Annotated in this window: 26 protein-coding genes and 1 pseudogene; 20 read left to right on the forward strand and 7 right to left on the reverse strand. The window is 56.1% G+C overall.

Features of this window, described 5'->3' with window-relative positions:
* The first annotated feature begins 51 nt into the window (after nucleotides 1-51).
* Entirely contained in the window at nucleotides 52-1,887 is a 1,836-nt protein-coding gene (locus tag ET810_RS01095) for an AMP-dependent synthetase/ligase (RefSeq protein ID WP_134315979.1), read from the forward strand.
* On the opposite strand, the gene ET810_RS01100 is transcribed toward ET810_RS01095, so the two are convergent.
* Complete coding sequence (locus ET810_RS01100; protein WP_134315978.1) at nucleotides 1,884-2,141, reverse strand: hypothetical protein; 258 nt, start codon at nucleotides 2,139-2,141, stop codon at nucleotides 1,884-1,886. The two genes, ET810_RS01095 and ET810_RS01100, sit on opposite strands and share 4 nt — an antisense overlap.
* Nucleotides 2,142-2,237: 96 nt before the next feature.
* On the opposite strand from ET810_RS01100, the gene ET810_RS01105 reads away from it, so the two are divergent.
* The 13 genes and pseudogenes from ET810_RS01105 to ET810_RS01165 all read left to right on the forward strand — a co-directional run bounded on the left by ET810_RS01105 (nucleotide 2,238) and on the right by ET810_RS01165 (nucleotide 14,847).
* Nucleotides 2,238-2,918 carry a hypothetical protein gene (locus ET810_RS01105; RefSeq protein WP_087454357.1) on the forward strand — a complete coding sequence of 227 codons (681 nt, stop codon included), beginning with the start codon at nucleotides 2,238-2,240 and terminating at the stop codon, nucleotides 2,916-2,918.
* Between the two features lie 3 nt (nucleotides 2,919-2,921).
* Complete coding sequence (gene hemW, locus ET810_RS01110; protein ID WP_087454356.1) at nucleotides 2,922-4,076, forward strand: radical SAM family heme chaperone HemW; 1,155 nt, start codon at nucleotides 2,922-2,924, stop codon at nucleotides 4,074-4,076.
* Nucleotides 4,077-4,148: 72 nt separating this feature from the next.
* Complete coding sequence (gene hrcA, locus ET810_RS01115; protein WP_087454355.1) at nucleotides 4,149-5,195, forward strand: heat-inducible transcriptional repressor HrcA; 1,047 nt, start codon at nucleotides 4,149-4,151, stop codon at nucleotides 5,193-5,195.
* A 232-nt stretch (nucleotides 5,196-5,427) separates the two neighbouring features.
* Entirely contained in the window at nucleotides 5,428-6,564 is a 1,137-nt protein-coding gene (dnaJ, locus tag ET810_RS01120) for a molecular chaperone DnaJ (protein WP_134315977.1), read from the forward strand.
* Between the two features lie 17 nt (nucleotides 6,565-6,581).
* Nucleotides 6,582-7,340 (forward strand): annotated as a pseudogene (locus tag ET810_RS01125) (16S rRNA (uracil(1498)-N(3))-methyltransferase).
* Between the two features lie 47 nt (nucleotides 7,341-7,387).
* Complete coding sequence (locus tag ET810_RS01130) at nucleotides 7,388-8,425, forward strand: PhoH family protein (RefSeq protein ID WP_087454353.1); 1,038 nt, start codon at nucleotides 7,388-7,390, stop codon at nucleotides 8,423-8,425.
* A gap of 1 nt (nucleotide 8,426) precedes the next feature.
* The gene (ybeY, locus tag ET810_RS01135; RefSeq protein WP_087454352.1) at nucleotides 8,427-9,017 is read left to right on the forward strand and encodes an rRNA maturation RNase YbeY; all 591 of its coding nucleotides are present in this window, start codon (nucleotides 8,427-8,429) and stop codon (nucleotides 9,015-9,017) included.
* Nucleotides 9,014-10,339 (forward strand): hemolysin family protein, encoded by a 1,326-nt coding sequence (locus ET810_RS01140; RefSeq protein WP_134315976.1) that lies wholly within the window; start codon nucleotides 9,014-9,016, stop codon nucleotides 10,337-10,339. Before ybeY ends, ET810_RS01140 begins: the two co-directional genes overlap by 4 nt.
* Before the next feature lie 59 nt (nucleotides 10,340-10,398).
* The gene (gene pdxY, locus ET810_RS01145; protein ID WP_087454921.1) at nucleotides 10,399-11,250 is read left to right on the forward strand and encodes a pyridoxal kinase PdxY; all 852 of its coding nucleotides are present in this window, start codon (nucleotides 10,399-10,401) and stop codon (nucleotides 11,248-11,250) included.
* Between the two features lie 97 nt (nucleotides 11,251-11,347).
* Nucleotides 11,348-12,265 (forward strand): GTPase Era, encoded by a 918-nt coding sequence (gene era / locus ET810_RS01150; protein ID WP_087454350.1) that lies wholly within the window; start codon nucleotides 11,348-11,350, stop codon nucleotides 12,263-12,265.
* Nucleotides 12,265-12,993: a DNA repair protein RecO gene (gene recO / locus ET810_RS01155; protein ID WP_087454349.1), complete on the forward strand. Its 729-nt coding sequence runs from the start codon at nucleotides 12,265-12,267 to the stop codon at nucleotides 12,991-12,993. Before era ends, recO begins: the two co-directional genes overlap by 1 nt.
* Nucleotides 12,994-13,078: 85 nt before the next feature.
* Nucleotides 13,079-13,750 (forward strand): isoprenyl transferase, encoded by a 672-nt coding sequence (locus tag ET810_RS01160; protein ID WP_225870412.1) that lies wholly within the window; start codon nucleotides 13,079-13,081, stop codon nucleotides 13,748-13,750.
* Nucleotides 13,747-14,847 carry a VIT1/CCC1 transporter family protein gene (locus ET810_RS01165; protein WP_087454347.1) on the forward strand — a complete coding sequence of 367 codons (1,101 nt, stop codon included), beginning with the start codon at nucleotides 13,747-13,749 and terminating at the stop codon, nucleotides 14,845-14,847. The genes ET810_RS01160 and ET810_RS01165 overlap by 4 nt, the downstream gene beginning before the upstream one ends.
* A 44-nt stretch (nucleotides 14,848-14,891) precedes the next feature.
* Here ET810_RS01165 and ET810_RS01170 read toward each other — a convergent pair whose 3' ends face one another.
* Both ET810_RS01170 and ET810_RS01175 read right to left on the reverse strand, forming a co-directional pair.
* Nucleotides 14,892-15,317, reverse strand: coding sequence for a Fur family transcriptional regulator (locus ET810_RS01170; RefSeq protein ID WP_087454346.1), 426 nt, complete (start codon nucleotides 15,315-15,317; stop codon nucleotides 14,892-14,894).
* Between the two features lie 279 nt (nucleotides 15,318-15,596).
* Nucleotides 15,597-15,998 carry an ArsR/SmtB family transcription factor gene (locus ET810_RS01175; protein ID WP_087454345.1) on the reverse strand — a complete coding sequence of 134 codons (402 nt, stop codon included), beginning with the start codon at nucleotides 15,996-15,998 and terminating at the stop codon, nucleotides 15,597-15,599.
* A gap of 469 nt (nucleotides 15,999-16,467) precedes the next feature.
* Between ET810_RS01175 and ET810_RS01185 the strand changes: the two genes are divergently transcribed.
* The gene (locus ET810_RS01185; RefSeq protein WP_087454344.1) at nucleotides 16,468-17,853 is read left to right on the forward strand and encodes a glycine--tRNA ligase; all 1,386 of its coding nucleotides are present in this window, start codon (nucleotides 16,468-16,470) and stop codon (nucleotides 17,851-17,853) included.
* 49 nt (nucleotides 17,854-17,902) lie between these two features.
* Complete coding sequence (locus ET810_RS01190; protein WP_087454343.1) at nucleotides 17,903-18,430, forward strand: hypothetical protein; 528 nt, start codon at nucleotides 17,903-17,905, stop codon at nucleotides 18,428-18,430.
* A 32-nt stretch (nucleotides 18,431-18,462) separates the two neighbouring features.
* Here ET810_RS01190 and ET810_RS12240 read toward each other — a convergent pair whose 3' ends face one another.
* On the reverse strand, nucleotides 18,463-18,627 hold the full coding sequence (locus ET810_RS12240) for a hypothetical protein (protein WP_225870050.1): 165 nt from the start codon (nucleotides 18,625-18,627) through the stop codon (nucleotides 18,463-18,465).
* Here ET810_RS12240 and ET810_RS12245 point away from each other — a divergent pair.
* Nucleotides 18,626-18,880 (forward strand): hypothetical protein, encoded by a 255-nt coding sequence (locus ET810_RS12245; protein ID WP_225870051.1) that lies wholly within the window; start codon nucleotides 18,626-18,628, stop codon nucleotides 18,878-18,880. The genes ET810_RS12240 and ET810_RS12245 overlap by 2 nt on opposite strands.
* Nucleotides 18,881-18,927: 47 nt before the next feature.
* Here ET810_RS12245 and ET810_RS01200 read toward each other — a convergent pair whose 3' ends face one another.
* Nucleotides 18,928-20,997, reverse strand: a complete 2,070-nt coding sequence (locus ET810_RS01200) for a TPM domain-containing protein (RefSeq protein WP_134315975.1) — start codon at nucleotides 20,995-20,997, stop codon at nucleotides 18,928-18,930.
* A gap of 179 nt (nucleotides 20,998-21,176) precedes the next feature.
* On the opposite strand from ET810_RS01200, the gene ET810_RS01205 reads away from it, so the two are divergent.
* Entirely contained in the window at nucleotides 21,177-21,944 is a 768-nt protein-coding gene (locus ET810_RS01205; RefSeq protein WP_087454341.1) for a YdcF family protein, read from the forward strand.
* A 40-nt stretch (nucleotides 21,945-21,984) separates the two neighbouring features.
* Nucleotides 21,985-23,259, forward strand: a complete 1,275-nt coding sequence (locus ET810_RS01210) for a deoxyguanosinetriphosphate triphosphohydrolase (protein ID WP_087454340.1) — start codon at nucleotides 21,985-21,987, stop codon at nucleotides 23,257-23,259.
* On the opposite strand, the gene ET810_RS01215 is transcribed toward ET810_RS01210, so the two are convergent.
* Complete coding sequence (locus ET810_RS01215) at nucleotides 23,256-23,513, reverse strand: hypothetical protein (protein ID WP_087454339.1); 258 nt, start codon at nucleotides 23,511-23,513, stop codon at nucleotides 23,256-23,258. The two genes, ET810_RS01210 and ET810_RS01215, sit on opposite strands and share 4 nt — an antisense overlap.
* Nucleotides 23,503-24,045, reverse strand: a complete 543-nt coding sequence (locus ET810_RS01220) for a guanyl-specific ribonuclease (protein WP_087454338.1) — start codon at nucleotides 24,043-24,045, stop codon at nucleotides 23,503-23,505. The genes ET810_RS01215 and ET810_RS01220 overlap by 11 nt, the downstream gene beginning before the upstream one ends.
* A gap of 149 nt (nucleotides 24,046-24,194) precedes the next feature.
* Here ET810_RS01220 and glmS point away from each other — a divergent pair, with 149 nt between their 5' ends.
* Complete coding sequence (glmS, locus tag ET810_RS01225) at nucleotides 24,195-26,069, forward strand: glutamine--fructose-6-phosphate transaminase (isomerizing) (protein WP_134315974.1); 1,875 nt, start codon at nucleotides 24,195-24,197, stop codon at nucleotides 26,067-26,069.
* Nucleotides 26,070-26,155 lie beyond the last annotated feature (86 nt).

The following is a 26,155-nucleotide window of genomic DNA, read 5'->3' on the forward strand; positions in this document are numbered from 1 at the left end:
GCATGGTGCACGCTGGCAATGCACAATCAAAACAAATGAGGTGTTGAGAAAGTGGTTCAAGAGTCAACCACCGAGGCCATATACGAGGTAGGCGAAAACGAAACCTGCCTAACTGCGTTGCTGGATACGGCTAAAGCGCGTCCTTTTGGAGTGATGTACACCCGGCCGAAAAACTACGAGTGGGTCAACGTCACGTCTAAAGAGTTCATAGAAGAGGTCTATGAAGTTGCCAAAGGCCTCATCAACGCAGGCGTTCAGCAAGGGGATCGGGTGGCTTTGCTCTCGGAGACCCGCTACGAGTGGTCTCTGCTGGACTTTGCCATTTGGGCTGCCGGTGCTGTGTCAGTTCCGATCTACGGATCATCGTCGATTAGCCAAATCGAGTGGATTATCGAGGACTCGGGGGCAGTTTTTGCCATCACCGAGACTCGCGAGCATACGGAATTGATGAAGAACCTGGTTCTGGGTGCGGATGGAAAACCAACATTGAGTGGTTCGCCGTCGCAGCTGCGCAGAATTCTGGAGATTAATTCGTCGGCAGTGACAACGCTCAAGTTTGAGGGACGCTCCGTTGCGGACTCCGAGGTAAATGAGCGCATCGCCAACACCAAGGGCTCCGATCTTGCATCGCTGGTTTATACGTCTGGAACAACAGGCCGCCCCAAAGGGTGCCAACTCACTCACTCAAACTGGCTCTCGGAGGTGCGCGCGCTTCTGACCCACGACATCGGAGCTATCGCAGTCCCCGGTTCGCGCGTTTTGACCTTCCTGCCACTTGCCCACGTCTTGGCTCGCGCAGTGTCTTTGGCTATGGCTATTGGCGGAGCCACCCAGTCGCACTGGTCTGATTTCTCCACGATCGCAGTGGAATTCCAGCGCGCTCGGCCAAACCTGATCTTGGGCGTGCCGCGCGTCTTTGAAAAAGTCCGCAATGGTGCTGTGGCCAACGCTCAGGCCGACGGCGCGCTCAAGGCTGCAATCTTCCGTCAAGCAGAACTGACTGCTCAAGAGTATTCACGGGCACTCGATACCGCAGAGGGGCCAAACCGAGCCCTTACCCTTAAGCACAAGACCTTTGACAAGTTGGTGTACTCAAAGATCCGCGCAGCTATGGGCAATGCGGTGAAGTACTGCATCTCCGGTGGTTCTGCGATGAGCCCAGATTTGATGCACTTCTTCCGCGGCATCGGCGTGCCAATTTATGAAGGCTATGGCTTGACCGAAACCACTGCTGCCGCCACTGTGGACTTTACTAATCAGAAGATCGGTACGGTTGGCCCGCCCGTTGGCGGCGTGTCGATACGCATTAACGACGACGGCGAAATCCTGGTGAAAGGATCGACCCTTTTCGACGGCTACTGGAAGAACGATGAAGCCACCGAATCCTCGATGGAGAACGGCTGGTTTAACACCGGTGACCTCGGCGAAATCCTCGATTCCGGCCACCTCATCATCACCGGACGTAAGAAAGACCTGATTGTCACCGCAGGCGGCAAGAACGTCTCGCCGGGGCCGCTGGAAGACAAACTGCGTTCGCATCCGCTCATCAGCCAGGCGATGGTGGTGGGTGACGGAAAGCCATTTATTGGTTTGCTCGTGACGCTTGACGACGACGCCCTGAAACGCTGGAAACTTAATCGCAACGTTCCAGAAGGCCGTTCGATCCGAGAACTGGCACAGGACCCGGTCCTCAGAGCCGAAATCCAAGACGCGATCAATGACGCCAACGCTACGGTTTCTCACGCGGAATCCATTAAGAAGTTCTACATCCTGGACCGCGATCTCACCGAGGAAGACAACGAGCTCACACCTAGCATGAAGGTGAAGCGTAACGTGGTGGCTCGCCGGTACTCCGACGAAATCGAGGCGCTGTACACCAAGCGCTAGACGCGTTTTTCGCTCCTTTTTCCTTGTGACTTCAGGGAAAAAGGGGCGATTTTTTTATTTTTGCCTCTAATTTTGTCGTTTTTGAGAACGCTAGAAATTTCATCCTGGGGTTTTGCAACGCGCATGCCGGCTAGCGTTCTCAAAAACGACAATGCCTCCCCACCGAAGGGAGAAAGAAGCTTCTTTTCCCCACGGGATTTTGGTTTTGCTCGGCGGGGCGCCACCGCTTTCGTCGGTTCCTGTTTTAAAGTCATTACTCGTAACGCATCGCTGCGACTGGCTCCCTCAGATACCCAGTAGCAGCGATGGTGAAGGATGCCTAAACATATGCCTGGAAGGGGGTCAGCTGAATGCAAGTTTTTGATGCCACACTGCGTCATCGTGAGCTGACCCAAGAGATTTTTAACATTGGCGATGAGGTTGCAACCTACATCGAGAATCTCGCTGAGGCCATCGCGGATTGGGATGCAGAGCTGGTTGACGATTGCGTTGCCGAGCTGGAAGAGATCTTTGAAGACGCGCGCCAGGATTCCCGTTCTGTGGTTCGGGAACTCGTGGGGCTGCGTCAGGCGCTGACGTCGGGGCTGGCTTCGGGGACTGTGGCGGCGTCTGCTGCTATGGAAGATGCGGTCGAGCGTCCGGTGTTGCTCAACTCGGAGTCGTTGCGGGAGAGGTTCCCGATTCAGAATTCTCCCGTCATTGTTCGTGAGCTTTCGCAAGCGTTGCAGGCTCGAACCGACTTGGTGGGCGAGTACCTTGCTCACATCGTGTCGTGGGAACTGTCGGAGACGGAAAAAGCGGCGCGCGATTTGGATGCGCTTAATTTGCCGATGTTGTATTCGCGTACGGCCGAGATTGTTTTTGCGGCAGCGCAGGCATGGACTGAAGCCGTGGCGACGGAACACCCGGGGTATACGCGGACGATGCGCGGTTCACATCCGCCGGCATTCCTCAATGAGCGCGCGCGTATCGACGCCGTCGTGGCTAGGGTCATCGCTAAGCGTGCGGGCTCCGGCGAGTATGTTGGCTAAAACATGAGCCAGAAAAACACGCCTTTTGGGGTGTACGTCCATGTGCCGTTTTGTTCTTCCCGCTGCGGGTACTGCGACTTTAATACGTACACCCCCGGTGAGCTGGGAAGTTCTGCTTCTCCAGAAAGCTATATGGATGCTCTAGAAATAGAGCTGGACTTAGCTGCGCAGATTCGGGTGCGCTCGGGTGACACCAGGGAAGCCAGTACGGTTTTTGTGGGAGGCGGCACCCCATCGATGCTCGGGGCCGCTGGCCTGGATCGTGTGTTGCGCGCCGTCCGTAACACCACGGGTATAGCGCCTGGTGCGGAAGTGACTACGGAATCAAATCCCGAATCAACGAGTCCTGAGTTTTTTGATGCCTTGCTGAACTCGGGCTTTACGAGGATCTCTTTGGGCATGCAATCGGCTTCTTCGAGCGTGCTAAAAGTGCTGGAACGCAAGCACACTCCTGGGCGTGCATTTGCGGCGGCTAAAGAGGCGCTCGCCGCTGGATTTCAGCATGTCAACCTCGACATGATTTACGGGACTCCCACAGAAACAGATGAGGATGTTCGTGAGACGCTCGCCCGAGTCGTAGACACGGGCGTGGATCATGTGAGTGCGTATTCGCTGATTGTGGAGGATGGCACGGCGATGGCTCGTAAAGTGCGCCGTGGGGAATTACCGCCTCCCGATGAAGACACATATGCGGATCGTTATTGGATGATTGATCAGGCCCTGTGTCAAGAAGGTTTCTCTTGGTACGAGGTCTCTAACTGGGCTCGTGAGGGTGGCGAGTGCCAACATAATATGGGGTACTGGCGTGACGGCGATTGGTGGGGTGCTGGCCCCGGTGCGCATTCGCATATCGCGCAGCGTCGTTTCTACAGCATTAAGCATCCGGCTAGCTACTCCACCGCCCTCGTGGGCGGGGAATTGCCGATCAAGGAAGAAGAGACCTTGAGTGATGTGGAGCGGCATGAGGAGAAAGTAATGCTGGGCTTGCGTCTCAAAGAAGGCGTGAGCGTTTCGGAATTTTCTGCTGGCGAGTTGGCCGTGATCGAGGCGCGGGTTCAGCAAGGGCTGCTGCTTGTGGAAGCGGGGCGGGTGCGGGTGACGTCGAAAAGCAGGCTATTGGCGGACGGGATTATCGCCGACATCTTGGTTGCTGACTGATACCGCCGGGGCAACGGTTAAGCTGGTGTGCGGTAATGGCGAGTCGAGGCATCCACGAGGAGGGACACCACCATGGCGGGATCTACTGAAAAACGCAGACGTGAAGTACTTCGCGCGATAGTGGCAGGCTACATCCAGTCCCAGGAACCTGTGGGGTCAAAGGCTCTTCTAGAGCGGCATAACTTAAACGTCAGCTCGGCGACCATCCGCAACGATATGGCGGTTCTGGAGTCCGAGGGGTTTATCATGCAACAGCATGCAAGCTCCGGGCGGATCCCCACGGAAAAGGCATACCGTGCGTTCGTGGATTCTTTGAGCGACATCAAGCCCATGTCGGCGGCGGAGCGTCGTGCGATTTTGCAATTCCTTGAAGGCGGAGTGGATCTTGAGGATGTTTTGCGCCGCTCTGTGCAATTGCTGAGCCAGTTGACTCGCCAAGCGTCGGTGATTCAGCTGCCTAATCTTAAAGTTTCGCGGGTTAAACACTGTGAAGTTGTGTTGTTGAGCCCGGTGCGACTTTTGCTTGTGCTCATCACTGATAACGGGCGAGTAGAGCAGCGCAATGTGGAACTAGACCAGGTATGCGAGCAGGAGCACGTGCTAAAGCTTCGCGACGTCCTCAACCGGGCCTTAGACGGTAAAACCCTCAGCGATGCCTCTGTTTCTTTAGCAGAACTTGTAGACCCCACGAACACGGACATTTTAGTGTCACCGGAAATCCAACCGATGGTGCTCAGATGCGCGACCGTGCTCATTGAGACCCTGGTGGAACAACCGAATGATCGTCTCATCCTTGCTGGCGCATCCAACCTCACCCGGATCGCCCGCGACCTGCCCGTGGCGTTGCCGTCCATGCTGGAAGCGTTGGAAGAACAAGTAGTGGTGCTGAAGCTGCTCACCAATGTCCAAGACCTAGGCCACGTGAGCGTTTTGATCGGCCGGGAGAACGAAGACGAACAATTACGAGGCACATCGGTCGTGACGACCGGCTACGGTGCACAGGGAGAGACCCTAGGCGGCTTGGGGGTAGTGGGCCCCACGTTCATGGATTATTCCGGAACGATGTCCAAGGTCTACGCGGTGGCTCAATATGTGTCGAGGGTCTTGAGCGGGGAGTAAGGCCCCGTGGGGCGGTTTCCCTTTTCAGTACCGTTCGCCGCTAGCGAATTAGGGGCCCTAGTTTTCCCTCCTTAGCATGAGCATCGTTATCATTGTTGTTTCGGTCCTATCAGTTCATATCATGGTGTTTGTGCTATTGCTGTAGATAGCCAGATATGAATGCCAAGAAAAGATTGAGCTTGGCTGGGTTGGATATTTCTCAAAAGATAGCTGAAGGAAGAATTCTTTTACTGTGGCTCGTGACTATTACGCAATCCTTGGCGTCGAACGTGACGCCACTGATAACGAGATTAAGAAGGCATACCGCAAGCTTGCCCGTAAGTACCACCCGGACGTTAACGGGTCGGACGAGGCCGCGGAGAAATTCAGCGAGCTCTCAATCGCCCAAGAGGTGCTGCTAGACCCCGATAAGCGCCGCATCGTGGATATGGGCGGAGACCCCATGGAACAAGGCGGCGGCGGAGGCTATGGCGCCGGCGGCTTTGGCGGTGGTGGCCTGGGCGACATCTTTGAGGCATTCTTTGGCGGTGGCGGTGCCTCGCGTGGCCCTCGGTCGCGCGTTCAGCCCGGAAACGACGCTCTCCTACGCACCTCGCTGACGCTGGAAGAGGCATTTTCTGGGGTAAAAAAGCCCATCACTATCGATACTGCTGTTCTCTGCGATCTGTGCGAGGGAACGGGTTCAAAGACCAAGGCAAAACCCAACGTGTGTGGGCATTGCGGCGGAACGGGTGAAATTCAGCAGGTCCAGCGTTCCTTCTTGGGCAACGTGATGACGTCCACCCCCTGCCCGGTGTGCCAAGGAACCGGCGAAGTTATCCCTGATCCCTGTGATAAATGTGCAGGCGATGGTCGCGTGAAAGCACAGCGTGATCTGGTCGTCAATGTTCCGGCTGGCATCTCAGAAGGCATGCGTATCCGCATGGCGGGCCAAGGCGAGGTAGGCCACGGTGGCGGACCCGCCGGCGATCTCTACGTGGAGATCCACATCCGACCGCATGCGGTATTCCAGCGAGAAGGAAACGACCTGCACTTGAAGGTTCATGTGCCCATGGTCGATGCCGCATTGGGTGTTGAGGTCAACGTGGACTCCCTGGACGGGGAAACCGTTGCGTTCACGATCCCTGCAGGTACTCAGCCCGCCGAGCGTATTGTGGTGGAAGGCAAAGGCATGCCACAGCTACGCAATACCGGCAATGGCAATATGATCGCTCACGTTGACGTGATGGTTCCGACGGCGTTGGATGAGACGTCGAGAAGCCTGCTCACCCAGTTGCGTGAACACCGCGATGAGGCCGCAAAGGTTTCGCAGGCCGAGGACGGCGAGGAATCGCTGTTTGGGCGCATACGTAACAAGTTCCGTAGATAATGTGAGGACTCCATCTGATGTCGTTGCCTACCTTTGTGTACGACCTTGACGCTGTTCTCCACGGCCAGCGCCCTCACCTTCCCGAGGTGGGGGAGACCGCTCGTCTGGATGGGGCTGAGGGGCGCCATGCTGTGAGCGTGAAACGCATCGTGGTCGGGGAACGCAACGCATCAAGCTTATCGACGCCCACGGGGCTCACGTTGAAGCGCTCGTAACGGAAACTTCTGGGAAAGACAGGCTCGCAGCGCGCGTTGAATCTAGCGGAATGCAAGAGTCTGCGACCCCGTCCGTCACTGTTTTCCAGGCGATTCCTAAATCGGAGCGCTCGGAACTGGCTGTTGACCTGCTCACCCAAGGTGGGGTGGATGCGATAGTCCCGTGGGAAGCCCAGCGGTGCGTCGCCAAATGGACGGGAGCTAAACGCGAAAAGAGTGTGCACAAGTGGCGGGCGGCGGCGGTCGCGGCGTTCTGCTATACCGACGATTGACTCTCCTGTGACTACACCGGAGTTGGCGCGGCGGCTGGCAACAGAGGGCTTTGACCTGGTGTTAATGCTGCATGAGGATGCACAGCAGGCTTTTGCGACTCTTCCCCTGCGCGAGGCAACCTCGATTGCCTTGATTATTGGCCCTGAGGGCGGCATCGGACAAGAGGAAGCGGCCGAGTTGCAGGCCGCGGGGGCGCGATTGGCCAAGCTAGGACCTGAAGTTCTGCGAACCGCCTCGGCTGGAATCGTCGCGCTCGCGGCAATCGGCGCACTGACTTCACGCTGGTAGAATCCAGTACAGACAGACAACAACTAGAGATAGGTTGAATCAGCATAGTGGCTAGTGAGCAACAAACCGTGCGTGTCCGCAGAGGTGCTGGCATCATCACCAAAACTGTTGAACTAGATGAGCAGCACTCCCAGACGGTGCTCGGGGTCACCGACGAGAACCTGAAAATACTAGAGAATCAACTCGAATGCTCTATCTTTGTTCGTGGTACTCAAGTCACGCTCACAGGTCCTGATTATGAGGTCGCTCGTGCAGTCAAAGTGCTCAAGGAGCTGCAATCTATCGCTAGGAGGGGGCACGTGATTAGCCCGGCCTCCGTGAAACATGCCATAGGAATTGTGACGGTCGAGGCGCCGCAGTCCGTGTCACAGGTACTTGCAAGCGACATCATCGCGCGCCGCGGAAAAGTGATTCGGGCAAAGACACTAGGCCAGAAGCACTACGTCGACGCTATAGATGAGAACACTATTGTGTTTGGCCTGGGTCCTGCGGGTTCTGGAAAGACCTACCTCGCCATGGCCAAAGCGGTCCAAGCGCTGCAAACCAAACAGGTCAGCCGCATCATCCTCACGCGTCCGGCAGTGGAAGCGGGGGAGAAACTTGGATTCCTTCCCGGAACCCTCAACGAGAAGATCGACCCTTATCTGCGCCCGCTCCATGACGCGCTAAGGGACATGGTTGATCCAGAGATCATTCCCAAGCTCATGGAGGCCGGTATCGTCGAAGTCGCCCCGCTTGCGTACATGCGAGGTCGCACCCTCAACGATGCCTTTGTGATTCTCGACGAGGCGCAGAATACGACTGCGGCTCAGATGAAGATGTTCCTGACTCGTCTGGGTTTTGGGTCAAAGATGGTGGTCACTGGAGACATTACTCAGGTGGACCTGCTGGGAGGCCAAAAATCTGGTCTTAGACTGGTGCGCGATATCCTTCGCGGCGTGGAAGACGTGGATTTCTGCGAGCTTACGTCAGCGGATGTGGTCAGGCATCAGCTCGTGGGGCGCATCGTGGAAGCCTACGACGTCTATGAAGAAAACCTGGAGCGCGCGGCGCGGGCGCGTCGACAAGCAGAAAGCGAGAGCTAAGTTGAGCATCGAAGTCGTTAATGAATCAGGTTTTGACGGGGTGAACGAGGAAGCTCTTATCGACGTAGCCACGTTTGTTCTGGGCGAGATGGATGTGCACCCGGATGCGGAGGCCACCATCTCAGTCGTCGATATTCCCACCATGAGCGATCTTCACGTGCGGTGGATGGACATTGAAGGCCCCACGGACGTGATGAGTTTTCCCATGGACGAGCTCACCCCCGGGATGGGACGCCCCGACGCCGGCGCCCCAGGACCTGCCCTGCTCGGAGACATTATTCTCTGCCCGGATTTTGCGATGAAGCAAGCAGAGAAAGCCGGGCATGACCTCGGGCATGAGCTTGCACTGCTCACCACCCACGGATGCTTGCATCTTCTGGGCTATGACCACATTGAACCGGCGGATGAGCAGACGATGTTTTCGCTGCAAAATGAGTTGCTATCCGACTGGTATGCGTTCTGCGAAAAGCGCGGTGTGGAGTTTCAGCCAAAGCCTTCCAACGCTGGGGCGTTTCCCACGGCCGCAGAACGGGCGGAGCTCGATAAACACGTGCCCGGTGGCGGAATCCCCGATATCGGGGAGCCACGATGACCCCTCTCATATGCGGGATCGCGACGCTAGGCGCGCTTCTTCTCTCTGGTTTTTTGGGGGCAGTGGAAGCCGCCGTCAGCTCGATTTCCGTGGCACGGGTCGAGCAGATCAACAAAGACACGGAGTCACGTGCTTCGCGCACATTACTGCACGTGCTGGAAAACCGTGCCGAACACATCAACCTCTTGGTTTTATTGCGCACGCTTCTCGATGTCACCGCGGCTGCCTTTGCAGCACTGCTAGCGATTGACCTTATTGAATCCAGTGCTTGGGCACTGACCGCAGCGATTGTTGGGGTATCGCTCATCACGTTTACTGTCATCGGGGTGTTCTCCCGGACCGTAGGCCGAAAGAACCCCTATACCGTCTCTTTATCCTCCGCATGGTTGCTCAGAACGCTATCCGCAGTCCTGGGCCCGATCCCACGGTTGCTCATCAAGATCGGCAATATCATTGCGCCCGGCCCGGGGTTTCAAGACGGGCCGTATTCCACCGAGGTGGAGTTGCGCGAAATGGTCGACATAGCTCAGGAACACGGGGTTGTGGAGGTTGAAGAGCGGCGGATGATCCAATCCGTTTTCGACCTTGCTTCTACCACAGCCCGCTCAGTGATGGTTCCGCGCACGGACATGGTGTGGATTGAGTCCGGAAAGACCGCAGGACAAGCGACGAGCCTGTGCGTGAGATCGGGGTTCTCCCGAATCCCAGTGATCGGCGATACCGTCGATGACATCATTGGCGTGGTCTTTCTCAAAGACCTCGTGCAGCGAACGTACTATTCCACCGACGGCGGGCGCAGCGTTACCGTCGACGAGGTCATGCGTCCCGCGACCTTTGTCCCAGACTCTAAAAATCTTGACACGTTGCTACACGAGATGCAGCGCGATCGTAACCACATCGCCATGCTTGTCGACGAATTCGGCGGGATCGCTGGACTCGTATCCATTGAAGACATTCTGGAAGAAATCGTCGGTGAAATTGCGGATGAATACGACGATCGAGAAATCGCCCCCATTGAGCGCCTTGATAACGAGTCCCTTCCTACTTATCGCGTCGTCTCACGTCTTTCCCTCGAAGACCTGACAGAAACCATCGAGGAAGACCTTGACCGGGAGATCGAGTTCTCCGAAGACATCCGGGACCAGGTGGACACAGTAGGTGGTCTCATAGCTTATGAAATGGGTCGTGTGCCCCTTCCTGGGTCTGTGGTCAGTACTAGCGAAATACAGCTGCGAGCCGAGGGCGGTCGGGATCGCCGCGGACGGATTCAAGTAAGGTCCGTGGTCGTCTCAGTCTTGCCGGAAGAACCAGACGCGGAATAACGCGCCACGCGGGGTACAACAAGTTTGTAATCTGTTGCGTAACGCGCATGATTAAACACATGAATATCCTCTCCATCCAGTCGCATGTCTCGTACGGTCACGTGGGAAATTCCGCCGCCGTTTTCCCGCTGCAGCGCATCGGCCACGAAGTCTGGCCTGTCCACACGGTGAACTTTTCCAATCACACCGGTTACGGCGAATGGGGAGGCGAACTGATCCCCGCGTCCCGGGCGAAAAGCGTGATCGACGGTGTTGCCGCCCGTGGGGCGTTTCCCCACATCGATGCAGTGCTCTCTGGGTACCAAGGCGGCTCAGATATCGCAGACGTGATTATTGACACCGTTGCGCAGATCAAAGCCGCAAACCCCAACGCTCTCTACGCGTGTGATCCAGTGATGGGAAACGCTAAATCGGGTTGCTTTGTTTCAGAGCTCATCCCCCCACTCCTACGCGACCGCGTCGTGCCCGTCGCCGACATCATTACCCCCAACCAATTCGAGTTGGAGTACCTGACCAAGGTTCCCGCACATGACCTGGATTCCACGCTGGAGGCCGTGGCCGCCGCTCGCGCTATGGGGCCAAACACCGTCTTGGTCACTTCGGTGCGCAGGCCAGAGACTCCCGCCGACGCCATCGAAATGCTCGCCGTCGACGATAAAGGCGCATGGCTCGTCCAGACCCCATTCCTGGACTTTAAACGCAACGGTTCAGGCGACGTCACCGCCGCCCTGTTCACGGGGCACTACATCCGAGACCATGATGCCGCATCAGCATTAGCCCGCACTGCCTCGTCTGTCTTCGACCTTATTCAGACCACCTATCACTCAGGCTCGCGCGAGCTGCAATTGATTGAGGCTCAAGAGGCTTATGCGAACCCTCGGATGCAGTTCACCGTGGAGCAAGTCGGATAACCCGTGGGGAATTACGCCACGTAGTGTAAGAAGGCGTGCCCCATGGCTTACTATGGGAAGAGATTAACTTTGGATTTCCCCACGTAGAAGGAGACAGGTGAGTTTCACCGAGACCCCCGAAGGATTCCGTTCGGGATTCATCAGCTTTGTTGGCCGACCTAACACAGGCAAGTCGACGTTGACCAACGCTCTGGTCGGCGAGAAAATCGCGATTACGGCTAACCAGCCAGAGACCACCCGCCATCCTATCCGCGGCATTGTGCATCGACCCGACGCACAGATCATCGTGGTGGATACTCCCGGTCTGCACCGCCCCAGGACTCTCCTTGGTGAGCGCCTTAATGAGGTGGTCAAGGACACCTATGCCGATATGGACCTCATTGGCCTGACCATTCCGGCCGATGAGAAGATCGGCCCGGGTGATTGTTGGATCCTTGATGCCGTAAAGAAGGTCGCCCCCAAGACTCCGATTTTGGGCATTGTTACAAAAGCAGACAAAGTGTCTCGTGATCAGGTCGCGGTGCAGCTGATGGCGCTTCACGAGCTGCTGGGAGGGGAGAGCGAGGTCGTCCCAGTCTCGGCCGTCACAGGCGAGCAACGCGATGTGCTTCTCGACGTCATCACCGGGCTGCTCCCTGAGGGTCCAAAGTTCTATCCAGATAATCACGTGACTGATGACGACACGGAGACCCGCATTGCGGAGCTTATCCGCGAAGCGGCTCTTGCAGGCCTCAAAGACGAGCTTCCGCACTCTGTTGCCGTTCAGATAGATGAAATTCTGCCCAATGAGGAACGCGAGGATGTCTTGGATGTCCACGCAGTGATCTATGTGGAAAGGCCAGGGCAAAAATCGATCATCATCGGCAAAGATGGACGACGGCTTGGACGCATTATCCACAACGCTCGACCGGAAGTCATCAAGATTCTGGGCCAGAACGTCTTCCTTGATCTGCGCATCAAGGTCTTGAAGAATTGGCAGCAAGATCCTAAGCAGTTGGGACGACTAGGCTTCTAGTGCGCCGAGACAGCTACCGAGAACGGGCCTTGGTGGTTCGTACTTACGATTTTGGGGAGGCCGACCGCATCGTCGTCCTCCTCACCCGTGGTCGAGGCATTGTCCGCACTGTAGCCAAAGGCGTGCGACGGGCGAAAAGCCGTTTCGGTTCGCGCTTACAACCTTTTGTCGAGCTTGACGTTCAACTCTATGTCGGAAGAACCCTCGACTCGATTACCTCAGCGGATACAGTGGCATATTTTGGCTCGCAGCTTATCGACGACCCCACCCGCTACGCCGCCGCCTGCGTCGTCTTAGAATCCGTGGAAAAGATGTCCATCGGGGCAGAACCCCAACTCTTTGACCTTGCTGTGGAAGCGTTGCGGGGTCTGCAAACCACAGAACAACCCCTGTATGACCTAGATGCCTTCTTGCTGCAGGCCATGAACTTTGCCGGATGGGCACCGAGCCTTTTCGACTGCGCCCAGTGCGGTGCCTCCGGTCCCCATCATGCTTTTCACCCCGTCGCCGGGGGAGCGGTATGCGTGCACTGTAGGCCGCCGGGGGCTGTGGAAGTTGATCCTGAGACGCTGCATATGATGTGGCTGATGGCTGGGGGATTCCGGGAAGCAGCTCTCTCCGTGGGGAATCAGGACAGATTTCTCCAGGCGCATCGGCTTGTGCGTTCGTATCTCTATTTTCACCTTGAGAGAGGGCTGGCAAGTCTCAATGTTTTGGATCAGGTGTGATGATGGCAGAATATAGGCCGTGAATCAGCTACCTGCGCCGCCAAATATTCCTGCGGAATTTCTTCCTCGTCACATTGCCCTTGTCATGGATGGCAATGGGCGCTGGGCCACTGAGCGGGGTTTGAAACGAACTGAGGGGCATAAGCGGGGTGAGGCCGTCTTGCTGGAGATGGTTGAGGCCTGCCTTACCATGGGGGTGCCCTACTTATCGGCGTACGCATTTTCTACAGAGAATTGGCGTCGATCCACAGATGAAGTTCGCTTCCTCATGGGATTTAACCGGGATGTGCTGCAGCGACAAAAAGAACGGTTGCATGAGCTTGGGGTGCGGATCCGATGGGCGGGGCGTCGTCCGCGTCTGTGGCGCAGCGTGATCAAAGAGCTGGAATCGGCAGAAGAGCTGACCAAGAACAACACAAATATGACACTCGTGATGTGCGTTAATTATGGTGGTCGTGCGGAAATCGTGGATGCAGCTAGGGAGATTGCGCGGCTCGCTGCCCACGGGGAGTTGCGTCCGCAAGACATCACGGAAGCGTCGTTTTCGCAGTTTCTCGACGAGCCAGATATGCCCGACGTCGATCTTTTCTTGCGACCCTCCGGAGAAAAACGCACCTCGAATTTCCTGCTTTGGCAGTCGGCTTATGCCGAGATGATTTATCAAAATAAGTTATTCCCGGACTACACGGCGCATGACCTGTATTGTGCTGTGGAGGAATATGCCCGCAGGGACCGTCGGTTTGGAGGAACCAAGTGACAATCGACTCCACGCAGCCTACGGCTAAGCAGCTGAGAAAATGGCGCCAATATTTGGCCAATGAGCGCGCCGAAGCAGCCGTGTATCGGGAACTCGCCAAGCGAAAAGACGGCGAGGAACGAGAGATTCTTCTTTCTATCGCTGAAGCAGAGGCACGCCATGAGCAGCATTGGCGTGATTTGTTGGGCGATGACGTCGGCATGCCGCAGCGTCCAGATCGCTCGACACGGACTTTGGCCTTTCTTGCGGAGCATTTTGGTTCGGTATTCACGCTTGCGTTGATGCAATCTGCAGAGCAGCGGAGCCCCTACGCTGACGACGAGGACGCCACGGCGCAGATGAAAGCCGATGAGGCTATTCACGCTGAGATTGTGCGTGGTTTGGCAGCACGTGGCCGGGAGCAGATGAGCGGAAATTTCCGCGCCGCAATTTTTGGTGCCAACGACGGCCTTGTCTCTAACCTGGCGCTCGTTCTCGGTGTGATGGCTTCAGGGGTGAGCTCACATATCGTGCTGCTTACTGGAATATCTGGTCTCTTGTCTGGTGCTTTGTCGATGGGCGCCGGCGAATACATTTCAGTAAAGAGCCAAAACGAGCTTCTCGACGCCTCCTCGCCGCATCCCAGCACCAAATCCGTTATCCCGCAGCTCGACGTGGACGCCAACGAATTAGCTCTCGTTTATAGAGCGCGTGGCATGAACCATGAAGAAGCGGAAAATAAGGCTGCCGAAGTATTCCGGGTGCTCGAATCCCAAGGGAACGCAGGAAGCGTGCCAGAAAAATATTTTGGTGAGCTGCATGACTCGAAAGACCTCTCCAACAATGGGGCATGGTCTGCAGCGGTATCGAGTTTCCTGTGCTTTGGGGCAGGCGCCTTGGTGCCGATTGTCCCATTTTTCTTTGGATTATCCAGCGCTGCAGCGGGCATAATCGCCTTGGTACTCGTGGGGATTGCCCTGATGGCAACCGGTGGTATCACAGGGATTCTGTCTGGAAAGCCGCCGTTGAAGCGGGCTTTGAGGCAACTAGCTGTTGGCTTTATCGCAGCAGCTGTTACCTATGCATTAGGAAAGCTTTTCGGGGTGGCCTTAGGCTAAAACGCTACAAAAGGGGGCGGCAGGTTATGCCGCCCCTTGTCGTATTATGCGCTGAGCTTGCATTTCTGGCAGAGCCCGTAGATTTCTGCGTCATGTCCGGTGAGCTCAAATCCGTGAGTGGCCGCAACTTCCTTGGCCCATTTCTCCACGGGGCCGCCGTCGATTTCTACGGTTTTGCCGCAATGCGCACACACCAGGTGATGGTGGTGGTCGTTGCTGAGGCAATGGCGGTATAAGGTCTCGCCATTGGACATATGGAGAACGTCGACAGCTTCAATGTCTGAAAGCGATTGGAGCGTGCGGTAGACAGTGGTGAGACCAACTTTGAGGTCTCGCTTTGTCAGTTCTTGGTGGATGGCCTTGGCCGAAGCAAAGTAGTCAAGGTCTTTGAGGACGCTCACAACGGCGGTCCGCTGGCGAGTACTACGTACCCCTAGCTTTGGCACATTTCGGTCGATAGTGCGATTCATGTCTTGTCTTCCTTTCTCGGCAAACGCCGAGAGCGAAAAGCGGAATGCTTTGGGCATGCACCCGCGGGTGGTGTGGCAGTGTGGGAGGACAGCCAGAGGCACATATTAAGGACTGGTCATGCCTGTTGACTGCACTAGCGTTGTCAATAAGCTGTGAATTTTTCCTCCTAATGACAATATAGTCCATATGGAGGATCTTTCCCATTCCGTCCGCTAATGAAAAAGGCCAGTCTAGGGCCCTTAAAGAAGGACCTTAGACTGGTCTTGGGTGTCGGCTCCCTACGCCGACTGCTTATCAATGGCTATTTTTTCAAAGAGCCTAAGCGTTTTTTCCACAATGAGCATGGCTTCTGGCTGAAGCAAGCGATAGATGATCTGACGACCACGGCGCTCGCTAGTAATCAACCCTGATTTCTTCAACACCCGTAAGTGTTGACTGATCAAGGGCTGACTGCACTTAAGTGCATCCACAAGTTCGAATACAAAATGATCGCGCTCCGCCAAGAGTCCAAGAATCTGGAGACGAAGAGGTGAATCAAATGACCCAAACAACGATGCCACTCCCACGTAGTCGAGGGATGGATCGAACGGTTGACCTACGCCAATGGCGCGGTGAGTCTGCGCGTTGATCTGATCCGACGACGAAGCCATGAAAGTGGAAAGGCGCGGGCTACTGTCCATTTCCGCCTAACCTTCCTAATGTTCCAATTCTGATTTTTTCGTTTCATCTTGAGGGGATTGCAATGAACGAAACCTCAGAAAAAACCTATGTAGCAGTTATGCGACCTATGGTTCAACTATGCCACATTGTTTTTCCAACCTAAATTGCTTCACCCTAATTGGGTAGTGCAGTTGATTGACCAAATCGATTTTTTGCTGCATGGGGAGGTGCTAAATTAGAAGGAAACAATATGAATTAAATAGGCTGGACTGGCGGAAACTTAAAAAAGAGACGCAGATTTGCAGCCCGCCGTTTCTCTGCAAACCGTATTGCGGGAGCGGGGGAGGCTACGGTGTTGCATAGAGAGTTTTTTTCGGGGTTTACTAGTGGAGTATCGATACTTTTAAGCGTCGATAAGCCATGCCGGCTAGCCGTACTGGGTACAAAGCCATTGTGCTTAGGATCTATTTAAAGGAGTTGTTCAACCTCGTGGCTCAGAACAATGTCATCGACACCGTCGTCAATCTGTGTAAGCGACGTGGACTCGTCTACCCCTGTGGTGAGATTTACGGTGGAACGCGATCTGCATGGGACTACGGTCCGTTGGGCACAGAGCTCAAGGAGAACATTAAGAAGCAATGGTGGCGCACCTTTGTTCAGGGGCGTGCGGATGTGGTCGGCCTAGACTCATCCATCATTCTTCCGCGTCAGGTATGGAATGCATCTGGACACGTTGCAACCTTTACTGACCCTCTAGTGGAGTCTCTGCACACTCACAAGCGCTACCGCGCAGACCACTTGCTTGAGGCCTATGAGGCAAAGCATGGACATGCGCCGGAGAATGGTCTGGCAGACGTACCGGATCCTGAGACCGGACAGCCAGGCAACTGGACTGAGCCGCAAATGTTCTCTGGTTTGATGAAGACCTTCCTGGGGCCTGTGGACAACGAGCAGGGGTTGCACTACCTGCGCCCTGAGACCGCACAGGGCATCTTTGTTAACTTCAAGAATGTGATGACTACCGCGCGCATGAAGCCGCCATTCGGCATCGCGCAGGTGGGCAAGTCCTTCCGTAACGAGATCACCCCGGGCAACTTCATCTTCCGTACTCGTGAGTTTGAGCAGATGGAGATCGAGTATTTCGTCCCAGAGGATCAAGCAGACGAGAAGTTCCGTGAGTGGGTTGACGCTTGTTGGAATTGGTTTGTGGACCTGGGCATTAACCCGGAGAATATGTGCCAGTTTGACGTGCCGGAAGAAGAGCGTGCGCACTACTCCAAGGGCACCATCGACATGGAGTATAAGTTTGGCTTCCAGGGCAACCCTTGGGGCGAGCTCATGGGTGTGGCAAACCGCACAGATTACGATCTCGGCTGCCACATCAAGGAGTCTGGCGAGGACCTAAGCTACTTCGACCAAGCTACCGGCGAGCGCTATGTTCCATGGGTTATCGAGCCGTCCTTTGGCCTAACCCGTGCTTTGATGGCTTTCTTGGTGGATGCGTATTGCGAGGATGAGGCTCCCAACGCTAAGGGTGGCGTCGATAAGCGCGTAGTGCTCAAGCTGGATCCTCGTCTGTCTCCGGTGAAGGTAGCGGTTCTTCCGCTGTCCAAGAAAGACACGCTAACGCCTGTGGCAGAAGAAGTTGCCGCCAAGCTGCGTAAGTTCTGGAATGTTGATTATGACACGTCCGGGGCGATCGGACGCCGCTACCGCCGTCAGGACGAGATCGGTACCCCGTTCTGCGTTACCGTCGATTTTGACACTCTTGAGGACAATGCGGTGACCGTCCGTGAGCGTGACACGATGTCTCAAGAGCGGGTAGCACTCGATCAGCTTGAGTCCTACCTCGCAGCTCGTCTGCTGGGCTGCTAGCCTCATCTCTTAGATTCCCAGTTCACTACCGCTTAAAGGATTGAGTTCAATGGATTACACAGCTTGGGGAAACCGGGCTAAAGGCACCGTAGAGCTTCTCGACGACGCCAATAACACTCTAGCCACCTTCCCCGCAGACCACTGTGATTCTGAGCATGTGAACGTCCGCGGTGTGGACTGGGTCGTGAGTCGATCCAAGCAGCAGATCACAGCTCAGTTGCCTGACGGGAGCGCCTTTGTGGCGGATGCCTCACCGAAAGGCTTCGGCCGCGCCAAGGCCATCGATATTGATGTTGCTGGTCGTAAAATGCGTGCGATCAATGAGGATAAAAACGACTGGGTTTATGTAGACGCAGATCCAGAGGAGACCAAGCTAGGGCAGTTCTCTGGGGGCAATAACGGTGTCCGGAAGAGCTACACCGAGTTCGAGCCAGACAACGCCCTGAGCAACGATCAGAAAGCCTTTCTCTCCCTCGTCACTCGGACGGTTCTGGAGTCAAAGTTAAGCAGCTTTACCTTGATGCTTATTGCTTTCCTGATCCTGCTGATTCCAGTGGTCATACTCGCGCTTCTCTAATCAGCTAAAAGCGCCTCCCCATGTACACAGCGTTATGGAAGAACGACGTTCTTTTCGACGACACCGGGGAGGCGCTTGCGCATATATGCAAAGATCGCGTGGGTACTTGCGCATTCCCAGATTCGGGTGAGCATAGAGCGAACATTCCCCACGGGGATAGTGGTGCGCGGGGAGTCGTCATCTGGCCAAAGGCACATGCTTACAACCTCAGGACTGAACGTGCATCGGCTAAAAGCACGCTGCGGCGAATCGTTATATCACCTTGAGCGATCGTCAGTGCTGCGGACTCATCGGCAGATAGTCCGCGCGGGCGAGGTGATCGGGACACTCGCTTTTTCGCGTACCGGGACAGGCCAGATTGTCTTGGAACAGCCCATCCCTACTGAAAGCCTTGCCTTTTTAAGTTACGCGTGCAGGCTTATCGACGCCCCACACGAGGTGCGAAGCTAAGGCCCACCCGTGATAAAAATCACGAGTGGGCCTTAGACGTAGCCTGCTTAGAAGGAACCTCCACGGAAGCCTCCGCCGGAGAAACCACCACCTCCGCCACTAAAACCTCCGAAACCGCCGCCGAAGCCGCCTCGGCGTCCGTTGGAAAGAATCTCATTAAGCACCATTCCTGCGACGAGAGCGCCGGTGCCTCCCGAGCTGTTGTTGTTGCGCTGCTGGTAGCGGTCTACGTCGCGTTGAGCTTTGTCTAGAGAGGCCCTCGCAGAGGCGCCAGCCTGTCGGGCATGGGTCGTGGCTGTGCGAAGATCCTGTCCCTGTGCTTGCTGCGCGAGCGCGATGAGCCGTTGGGCGTCGGCAAGCTTTGTGCGGGCTTCTGCGCCGATTACTCGGCCGCGGGTGCTAATGAAGTCTTGCGCGGCCTGAACACTTGCAGAAGCCGCACTGAACTGCTGATTAAACAGCTGTAGTTGCCGTGCATGATCTGTCGTGGTCTTGCGGACAATATCAAGCTGGTCATCAAGATGGGTGTCTGCATCGGTGAGCGCGGACCACGTACCAAGGAGATCAACGGTGCCTTGAGATTGCGCTTGACGCACTGCTTCACGCGCATGTGTCACGGCGTTGTCCAAAGAATCCCAGTCTAATTGGGTGCCCTGCTGCATTCCTTGTTCGCGCAGCTGGGTGGCTTCAGCGATCTCAGCGTCGATTTCTGCGATCAGCGCGGGGATCCCAGTTTGGGCGGTCATGATGGTGGACTCTGCGTGTTCGATTGCGACGATCAACTTCTCAGCATTAGTGAGGGCATTTTCGGCGCCTCGGATTGCATCCGCCATGCCGCTTTGTTCGCCGGCGGGGCGGTTTTGTATCTCACCTGCGGTATCCAGGCATCGTTCTGCCTCGGCGACGCTGACTTTAGCCATCTCGGCGTTGTGCTCGATCGAAGCGATCATCGTGGGGGAATACTTCGCTTTTAGCTCGCTCAGGGTCTGCTCTGCGACGGGGATGCGGGCACTCACATCAACGGTTGATTGCGTGAGCTTAAGGATCTGTTGGGGAGCGTTGACCAAGAGGTTGCGCAGCTCTGCAAAGTTAGCTGCCTCGGCATCAAGAGCGGCATCGGCGGTGCCGCAGCTAGAGATGATCTCGATCAAAAGGGAGCGCCGTTCGAGCTGATCCATGGAAGACGTAGTGTCTAGCTGGTGCTTGAGCTGGAAAGCACGTTGCAGCGTGGTGGTGGACTCATTCATGGCGCGGTTAAAGCTTCTCGTGCGCTCTGCGCTGAATTCAGCCACCGCAATGCTGAGTTCCTCTTTGCCCCTTTGGATCGACTCATCGGTGCTTACCAGCTCTTCTTGCGCAAGCGTCTCAAGAGCCGGGGTGGGAAGCTGAGCCAGGCTAGTGGCATCCCCTGGTTCGATGGCGCGTCCTTGTTCGAGCACCGCTTGGTCGTCAGCCTTGCGTTTACGCCGTGACCACACCCAGAGTCCGCCTCCCACGCCGGCAATGCCCACTGCTCCGGCGCCCAGCCACGCCGCTGATTGCCCATCGGCCTGTGTAGATGCAGAGGATCCACCGGCAGGACTTGCGCTGGATGTATTGTCTGCGTTGGCTACAAGCGCCAGCGCGGAGCCCGCCCAATCTTGTTGCTGAAGCTTGTCGTAGACAGCGTTATACATATTGTCGAGCGAGTCTGGCCACTGCGCTCCAGCATCGATGCCAAACTCGTGGCTATCGAGGGCCAACGCATAGACAGCGACGTTTGCTCCGCCGTTGGACTCCACTGCTTTTTTAGTCCAGGCTTCAGGTGTTAAGCCATCAAAGGTATGGACAAAGACGACCCTAATCTGCCTGCGATGGGCTTTTTGGAATTCGGAGATAGCGGTAGAAATTTCTTCGATCTGCGCCTTTGTCAGCGTTCCCGTGGCATCTGTGACCGGTTTGGTATATTTTTGCGGCGCTTCAGCCTGCACGTGGACGTGTTCCGCGGTTGCTAGCGGCGGAATGAACGCTAGCGGTGCTATTCCCAGTAGTGGCGTTAAAAGTAGAGCGCTGCCGCAGACGGTAGCAGCGGAACGTCGGACTGATGGAACCCATGTGGTTTTCACGCGCGTGTGCATGGGAGCTAGTTTAGTCGTCTTAGCTCACAGCGTGTTCTGAGCAGCGTGGTCTGCGAGTGCGGAAACCCACGAGGTGGGGATACGAGGAGAGACATGGAAAGGCCTAGTGGTAGGCACATATTTTTATTTTTTGGCGTGGATCTGTTGGTCATCCCAAGGTTTTTGGCAGACTAGGTCCTATGAAAACCAGACTTCCGGGAAAGCGTTTCCTGCACCGCATCAATGGTGACAGCAAGACACAGCATCTTCGGTTTCCTCATTCGCGGAAAAATGCGTTGTGTTCGGCGGGATTTCTTCTTGGCGTAGCGGCGTTGCCGTCGGTTGTGATGGTGATCCGTGGTCAGATTCGCCCAAAGAATAAGCGGGGGCGCTTTGGCTCAATCGTGGTTCTCGGGACAGCACAATATGATGGTGTGCCATCACGGCAATTTGCGGCTCGCTTGCAGTGGGCAGCAGAGCAATGGCAGACAGCGCGAGTACAAAAGGTGATTACGGTGGGTGGGAATCTACCCGGCGACCGTTTTACAGAAGCTCACGTCGGGCGAGAGTATCTGTTAAAGGCCCACGTCGATTCAGACCTTGTGGTCGAAATTTCCCACGGTAATGACACCTGGAGTTCCCTCAAAGCCGTTCAGGGAGCTGTCAAAGAACCCGTGATCATCGTGACAGACCCCAACCATGCGTTGCGATCTGAACTTATTGCTCGGTTGCAGGGGATGAAGGCGGTCGCATCGCCGACTCCCTACAGTCCCACCCGCTTTCCTTCTAAACCGTGGTGGCTTACCGTTCTTCATGAAACCGGAGGGCTGTTTGTGGTAACAGTGTCTGCGGTGTGTGGTCGTTCTGCAGCAGTTGAAGTGGAGACTAGATTGCGAGACCTCCAGGCCAAAGCACGGCCGTCGAGACGCGCCAGGATTCGATTTTTAAAAGAAACGCGGAAGCGATAAAGCAACTATCCGCTTTAAGCCCTGAGGAAAAGACATAAAGATGTATGAGTATTCGCTGGAGGACGTTGCTCGTCGGTGCGTAGAGCCTGGCAAGAAAAGCCAGATGCTGCACCACGACGATGAGCGCGGGCCGTTTGCCCGAGACCGCGCACGGGTGCTGCATTCGGCTGCGCTGCGTCGCCTGGCGGATAAAACCCAGGTGGTGGGGCCGCGTGATGGGGATACTCCGCGCACTCGCCTGACCCACTCTTTGGAGGTCGCTCAGATCGCGCGGGGGATAGGGGCTGGTCTGGGGCTTAACCCCGATCTCTGCGAGATGGCGGGGCTTACCCATGACATCGGGCACCCGCCCTATGGGCATAACGGAGAGACAGCGCTTAATGAGATAGCCACGGAGTGCGGTGGGTTTGAGGGAAACGCCCAGACGCTGAGAATTCTGACCAAGCTTGAACCCAAAATTTTGTCTCCCCACGGAGAGTCTTTCGGCTTAAACCTCACTCGTGCGTCTTTGGATGCAGCATGCAAATATCCGCGCACAAAAACCAACCCTGACGGCAGCGTTAATCGGAAATACGGATGCTACGACGAAGACCGTGAGATCCTTCATTGGATCAGGCAGGGACACAGCGACCAGGCCCCTCCCGCGGAGGCACAAGCCATGGATTTTTCCGATGACATAGCTTATTCGGTGCATGACGTGGAAGACGGGATCGTCTCCGGGCGCGTCAACCTCAGCGTGCTGTGGGACTTTGTGGAACTGGCTGAGCTTGCGGAAAAAGGCGCGCGCGCATTTGGCGGTGACCCCGCTGCGCTTATCGACGCCGCCGACCGCCTGCGCGATCTCCCCGTCGTCGCTGCCGCTGCGGATTTCACCGGCACGCTCAAGAGCTTTACCACGCTCAAGTCCATGACCTCGGAGCTGGTGGGACGCTATATCGGAGCAGTCATTGAAGCATCCCGTAGCGGCAATACCGAGCAACAGCCCTTAGGACGCGGCACCGGGAGAATCGTGATACCCGCCGATGTCATGGCGGAGGTGACCCTGCTTAAAACAATCGCTGTTTTATACGTGATGGATACCCCCACGCATGTGAGTCGGCAAGACCGGCAACGCGAGCGCATCTATCGGGTGTTTGAGTATTTAACCGCTGGTGGGTGCGGAGCCTTGGACCCTATGTTCCGGACCTGGTGGGAGGAAGCCAATACCCCAGCCGAGCAACAGCGTGTGATTATTGATCAGATTGCTTCGATGACCGAGTCCAGATTGGAGCGGGTGGCTAAACAATCTGCTGATCTTGCAGGATTTTTTGGCTAGTCCTCCAGGGTGATGGCCAAGGTAACGCGCTCAGAAGTCAAAGCTGCGAGGAGCGAGGCCGCCTCATGGGCCGGTATGTGCCATCCAGCGCAGTGGATTCGGGTGACGTGGAATTCGCGCAGCATATCCACAAACGCGTCGATAGTGCGAGGCGGCTTACGATCAGGCGTGTACAGCTGTGATGCAGCCTGCTCGTAGAGTGCCTTCCGGCAGTGAACGTTATGAACACGAATGGTGTTGTGGTTATTCGGCATCAGGGATCTCACAGAAGCTTTCGTAGTGATCGTCGGTGTAGTACCACGTGTCTGGGTCGCGTTGGGAACCACCGCCGGTGATAACGCGGCGCTCGCCACGGTGACGTAACCCAGGTGTGTCCACTGTGTATTCGCGGTAATAATTACGGGATTGGTGGGGGAGGATGCCCTCATAATTGCCAAACCTCACGCCGTCGTTATCTGGGTGGGGGAAAGGCCCACCCGCAAGAATCGTGTTGATGGTCTTCTCGGCTTCCTTGGGCAGTGAGTCCACAGTACAAGAGCGCAGACCGGAGGTCGGCGCGGCAGTGCTTTGAGCAGAGGCGGTTTTAGCAGGGGCAGCTGTGTGCTTTTGAGTCTGAGAAGCCGCCACAGCAGACGTGGAGGCTGGAGCGTGACTACTGTCAGTTTTCCCCACGGAGGAATCGTGCGAGGACAAATTTAATCCCAGCGCCCCCGCAACAATCGCGATGAGCACCCCTGCGATCGCGGTGGGGAGAGCTTTTTTAGGGGACGGTGAAGAAGCAGGCATGGACTTATTCTGTCATGTTGCTGGGTGGGATTGCGGGAGGCGTCGGCAAGCTTTTATGCGCTTTTGCGTTATCAGCGTAGAGAGCTGGGAAAAATTGTTGTGAACAGTGCAAACGTCGCTACCAGCGACGATGCGGTAGCATGAGGCGCATGTGTGGAATCGTAGGATTTGTTGGCACTCCCAGTGCGTCTGGGCGTGAATATTATGCTCTTGAAGTGGTTCTTGAAGGGATGCGGCGGCTCGAATATCGTGGGTACGATTCTGCGGGAGTAGCGGTCCTTGCAAACGGGGAGATCAATTTCCGCAAGAAAGCGGGCAAGGTCACGGCCCTGGAACAGGAACTGGACAAGAGCCCAATGCCTGATTCTGTGCTCGGTATTGGACACACTCGTTGGGCGACCCACGGCGGTCCAACAGACGCGAACGCGCACCCGCACGTGGTGGACAACGGTCGGTTGGCAGTGGTTCACAATGGCATCATCGAGAATTTCGCTGAGTTGAAAAGGGAGCTCGTAGCGCAAGGCCACAACTTTGTTTCCGATACGGACACCGAGGTAGCCGCGGCTCTGCTAGGAAGCATCCTGGCAGGAGAAGCACAGGGCGACCTAACCCGGGCGATGCAGCTGACCTGCACACGCTTGGAAGGCGCGTTCACGCTTTTGGCTATCCACGCTGATAGCCCTGATCGCATTGTGGCTGCGCGTCGTAACTCGCCACTGGTCATCGGACTGGGCGAAGGCGAGAATTTCTTGGGGTCGGATGTCTCCGGTTTCATCGACTACACCAAGAACGCCGTGGAGATGGACAACGATCAGATCGTAACCATCACGCCGAACTCCTACGCGATCACTGACTTCAACGGCACCCCAGCAGAGGGCAAGCCGTTTACCGTGGAGTGGGACGCGGCCGCAGCGGAAAAAGGCGGCTACCAGTTCTTCATGGAGAAAGAGATTCACGAGCAGCCGGCAGCTATCCGCAATACCCTCATGGGGCGTTTCGACGAAAACGGCAAGCTCACCCTCGACGAAGTGCGCATCGAGGAGTCGCTGTTGCGCAGCGTAGACAAGATTATCGTTATCGCTTGTGGCTCCGCCGCATACGCGGGACACGTGGCACGCTACGCAATCGAGCATTGGTGCCGCATTCCTACCGAGGTGGAATTGGCTCATGAATTCCGCTACCGGGACCCGATTGTCAACGAAAAGACACTGGTTGTGGCCCTATCCCAGTCTGGCGAGACAATGGATACGCTCATGGCCGTACGTCACGCGCGGGAACAAGGAGCCAAGGTTATCGCCATCTGTAACACCCACGGCTCATCCATCCCTCGGGAATCGGATGCCTCGCTGTACACCCACGCGGGCCCCGAAATAGCAGTGGCTTCCACAAAGGCCTTCCTCGCTCAGATCACCGCTACCTACCTCCTAGGGCTGTACCTAGCGCAGCTGCGGGGCAACATGTTTGCGGATGAAGTTAACGCAGTGGTGGCTGAGCTGCGTGCAATCCCAGAGAAGGTCGAGGAGGTGCTGAAGAAGGAAGACGACGTTAAAGCCTTGGCACAAGACCTGAAAGACGTGAAGTCGGTGCTCTTCCTTGGCCGTCATGTGGGCTTCCCCGTAGCTTTGGAAGGCGCGCTCAAGCTGAAGGAACTCGCATACCTTCATGCAGAGGGATTCGCTGCCGGCGAGCTCAAACATGGGCCTATCGCGCTTATCGAGGAAGGTCAGCCCGTTTTTGTGGTTGTTCCTTCCCCACGGGGACGCGACTCCCTGCACGCGAAGATCGTGTCTAATATCCAGGAGATTCGCGCACGCGGCGCAATCACAATTGTTATCGCCGAGGAAGGTGATAACGCCGTGGAGGCCTACGCCAACCACATTATCCGCGTCCCTCAGTCGCCGACGTTGATGCAGCCGCTGCTAGCCACGGTGCCGCTGCAGATTTTTGCTTGTGCAGTTGCCGCAGCAAAGGGATTTGACGTGGATCAGCCGCGAAACCTGGCCAAGTCAGTGACCGTGGAATAAGCCGGAGGGATAACCCACCGGAATACTCTGCGTGGGATATTCCGGCTGCACGTCGTCTGCGCGTCGTCAGCCTTATAGCACCTGTG

Source organism: Corynebacterium silvaticum (assembly GCF_004382825.2).
Taxonomy (GTDB): domain Bacteria; phylum Actinomycetota; class Actinomycetes; order Mycobacteriales; family Mycobacteriaceae; genus Corynebacterium; species Corynebacterium silvaticum.

What these genes read in the sequence shown, in the direction of transcription:
- ET810_RS01100 (WP_134315978.1), bottom strand. Translation starts at nt 2,141, where the DNA reads ATGACTTTAAAACAGGAACCGACGAAAGCGGTGGCGCCCCGCCGAGCA.
- ET810_RS01105 (WP_087454357.1), top strand. Translation starts at nt 2,238, where the DNA reads ATGCAAGTTTTTGATGCCACACTGCGTCATCGTGAGCTGACCCAAGAG.
- hemW (WP_087454356.1), top strand. Translation starts at nt 2,922, where the DNA reads ATGAGCCAGAAAAACACGCCTTTTGGGGTGTACGTCCATGTGCCGTTT.
- hrcA (WP_087454355.1), top strand. Translation starts at nt 4,149, where the DNA reads ATGGCGGGATCTACTGAAAAACGCAGACGTGAAGTACTTCGCGCGATA.
- ET810_RS01140 (WP_134315976.1), top strand. Translation starts at nt 9,014, where the DNA reads ATGACCCCTCTCATATGCGGGATCGCGACGCTAGGCGCGCTTCTTCTC.
- pdxY (WP_087454921.1), top strand. Translation starts at nt 10,399, where the DNA reads ATGAATATCCTCTCCATCCAGTCGCATGTCTCGTACGGTCACGTGGGA.
- ET810_RS01160 (WP_225870412.1), top strand. Translation starts at nt 13,079, where the DNA reads ATGGATGGCAATGGGCGCTGGGCCACTGAGCGGGGTTTGAAACGAACT.
- ET810_RS01170 (WP_087454346.1), bottom strand. Translation starts at nt 15,317, where the DNA reads ATGAATCGCACTATCGACCGAAATGTGCCAAAGCTAGGGGTACGTAGT.
- ET810_RS01175 (WP_087454345.1), bottom strand. Translation starts at nt 15,998, where the DNA reads ATGGACAGTAGCCCGCGCCTTTCCACTTTCATGGCTTCGTCGTCGGAT.
- ET810_RS01190 (WP_087454343.1), top strand. Translation starts at nt 17,903, where the DNA reads ATGGATTACACAGCTTGGGGAAACCGGGCTAAAGGCACCGTAGAGCTT.
- ET810_RS12245 (WP_225870051.1), top strand. Translation starts at nt 18,626, where the DNA reads ATGCTTACAACCTCAGGACTGAACGTGCATCGGCTAAAAGCACGCTGC.
- ET810_RS12240 (WP_225870050.1), bottom strand. Translation starts at nt 18,627, where the DNA reads ATGTGCCTTTGGCCAGATGACGACTCCCCGCGCACCACTATCCCCGTG.
- ET810_RS01200 (WP_134315975.1), bottom strand. Translation starts at nt 20,997, where the DNA reads ATGCACACGCGCGTGAAAACCACATGGGTTCCATCAGTCCGACGTTCC.
- ET810_RS01205 (WP_087454341.1), top strand. Translation starts at nt 21,177, where the DNA reads ATGAAAACCAGACTTCCGGGAAAGCGTTTCCTGCACCGCATCAATGGT.
- ET810_RS01210 (WP_087454340.1), top strand. Translation starts at nt 21,985, where the DNA reads ATGTATGAGTATTCGCTGGAGGACGTTGCTCGTCGGTGCGTAGAGCCT.
- ET810_RS01215 (WP_087454339.1), bottom strand. Translation starts at nt 23,513, where the DNA reads ATGCCGAATAACCACAACACCATTCGTGTTCATAACGTTCACTGCCGG.
- ET810_RS01220 (WP_087454338.1), bottom strand. Translation starts at nt 24,045, where the DNA reads ATGCCTGCTTCTTCACCGTCCCCTAAAAAAGCTCTCCCCACCGCGATC.
- glmS (WP_134315974.1), top strand. Translation starts at nt 24,195, where the DNA reads ATGTGTGGAATCGTAGGATTTGTTGGCACTCCCAGTGCGTCTGGGCGT.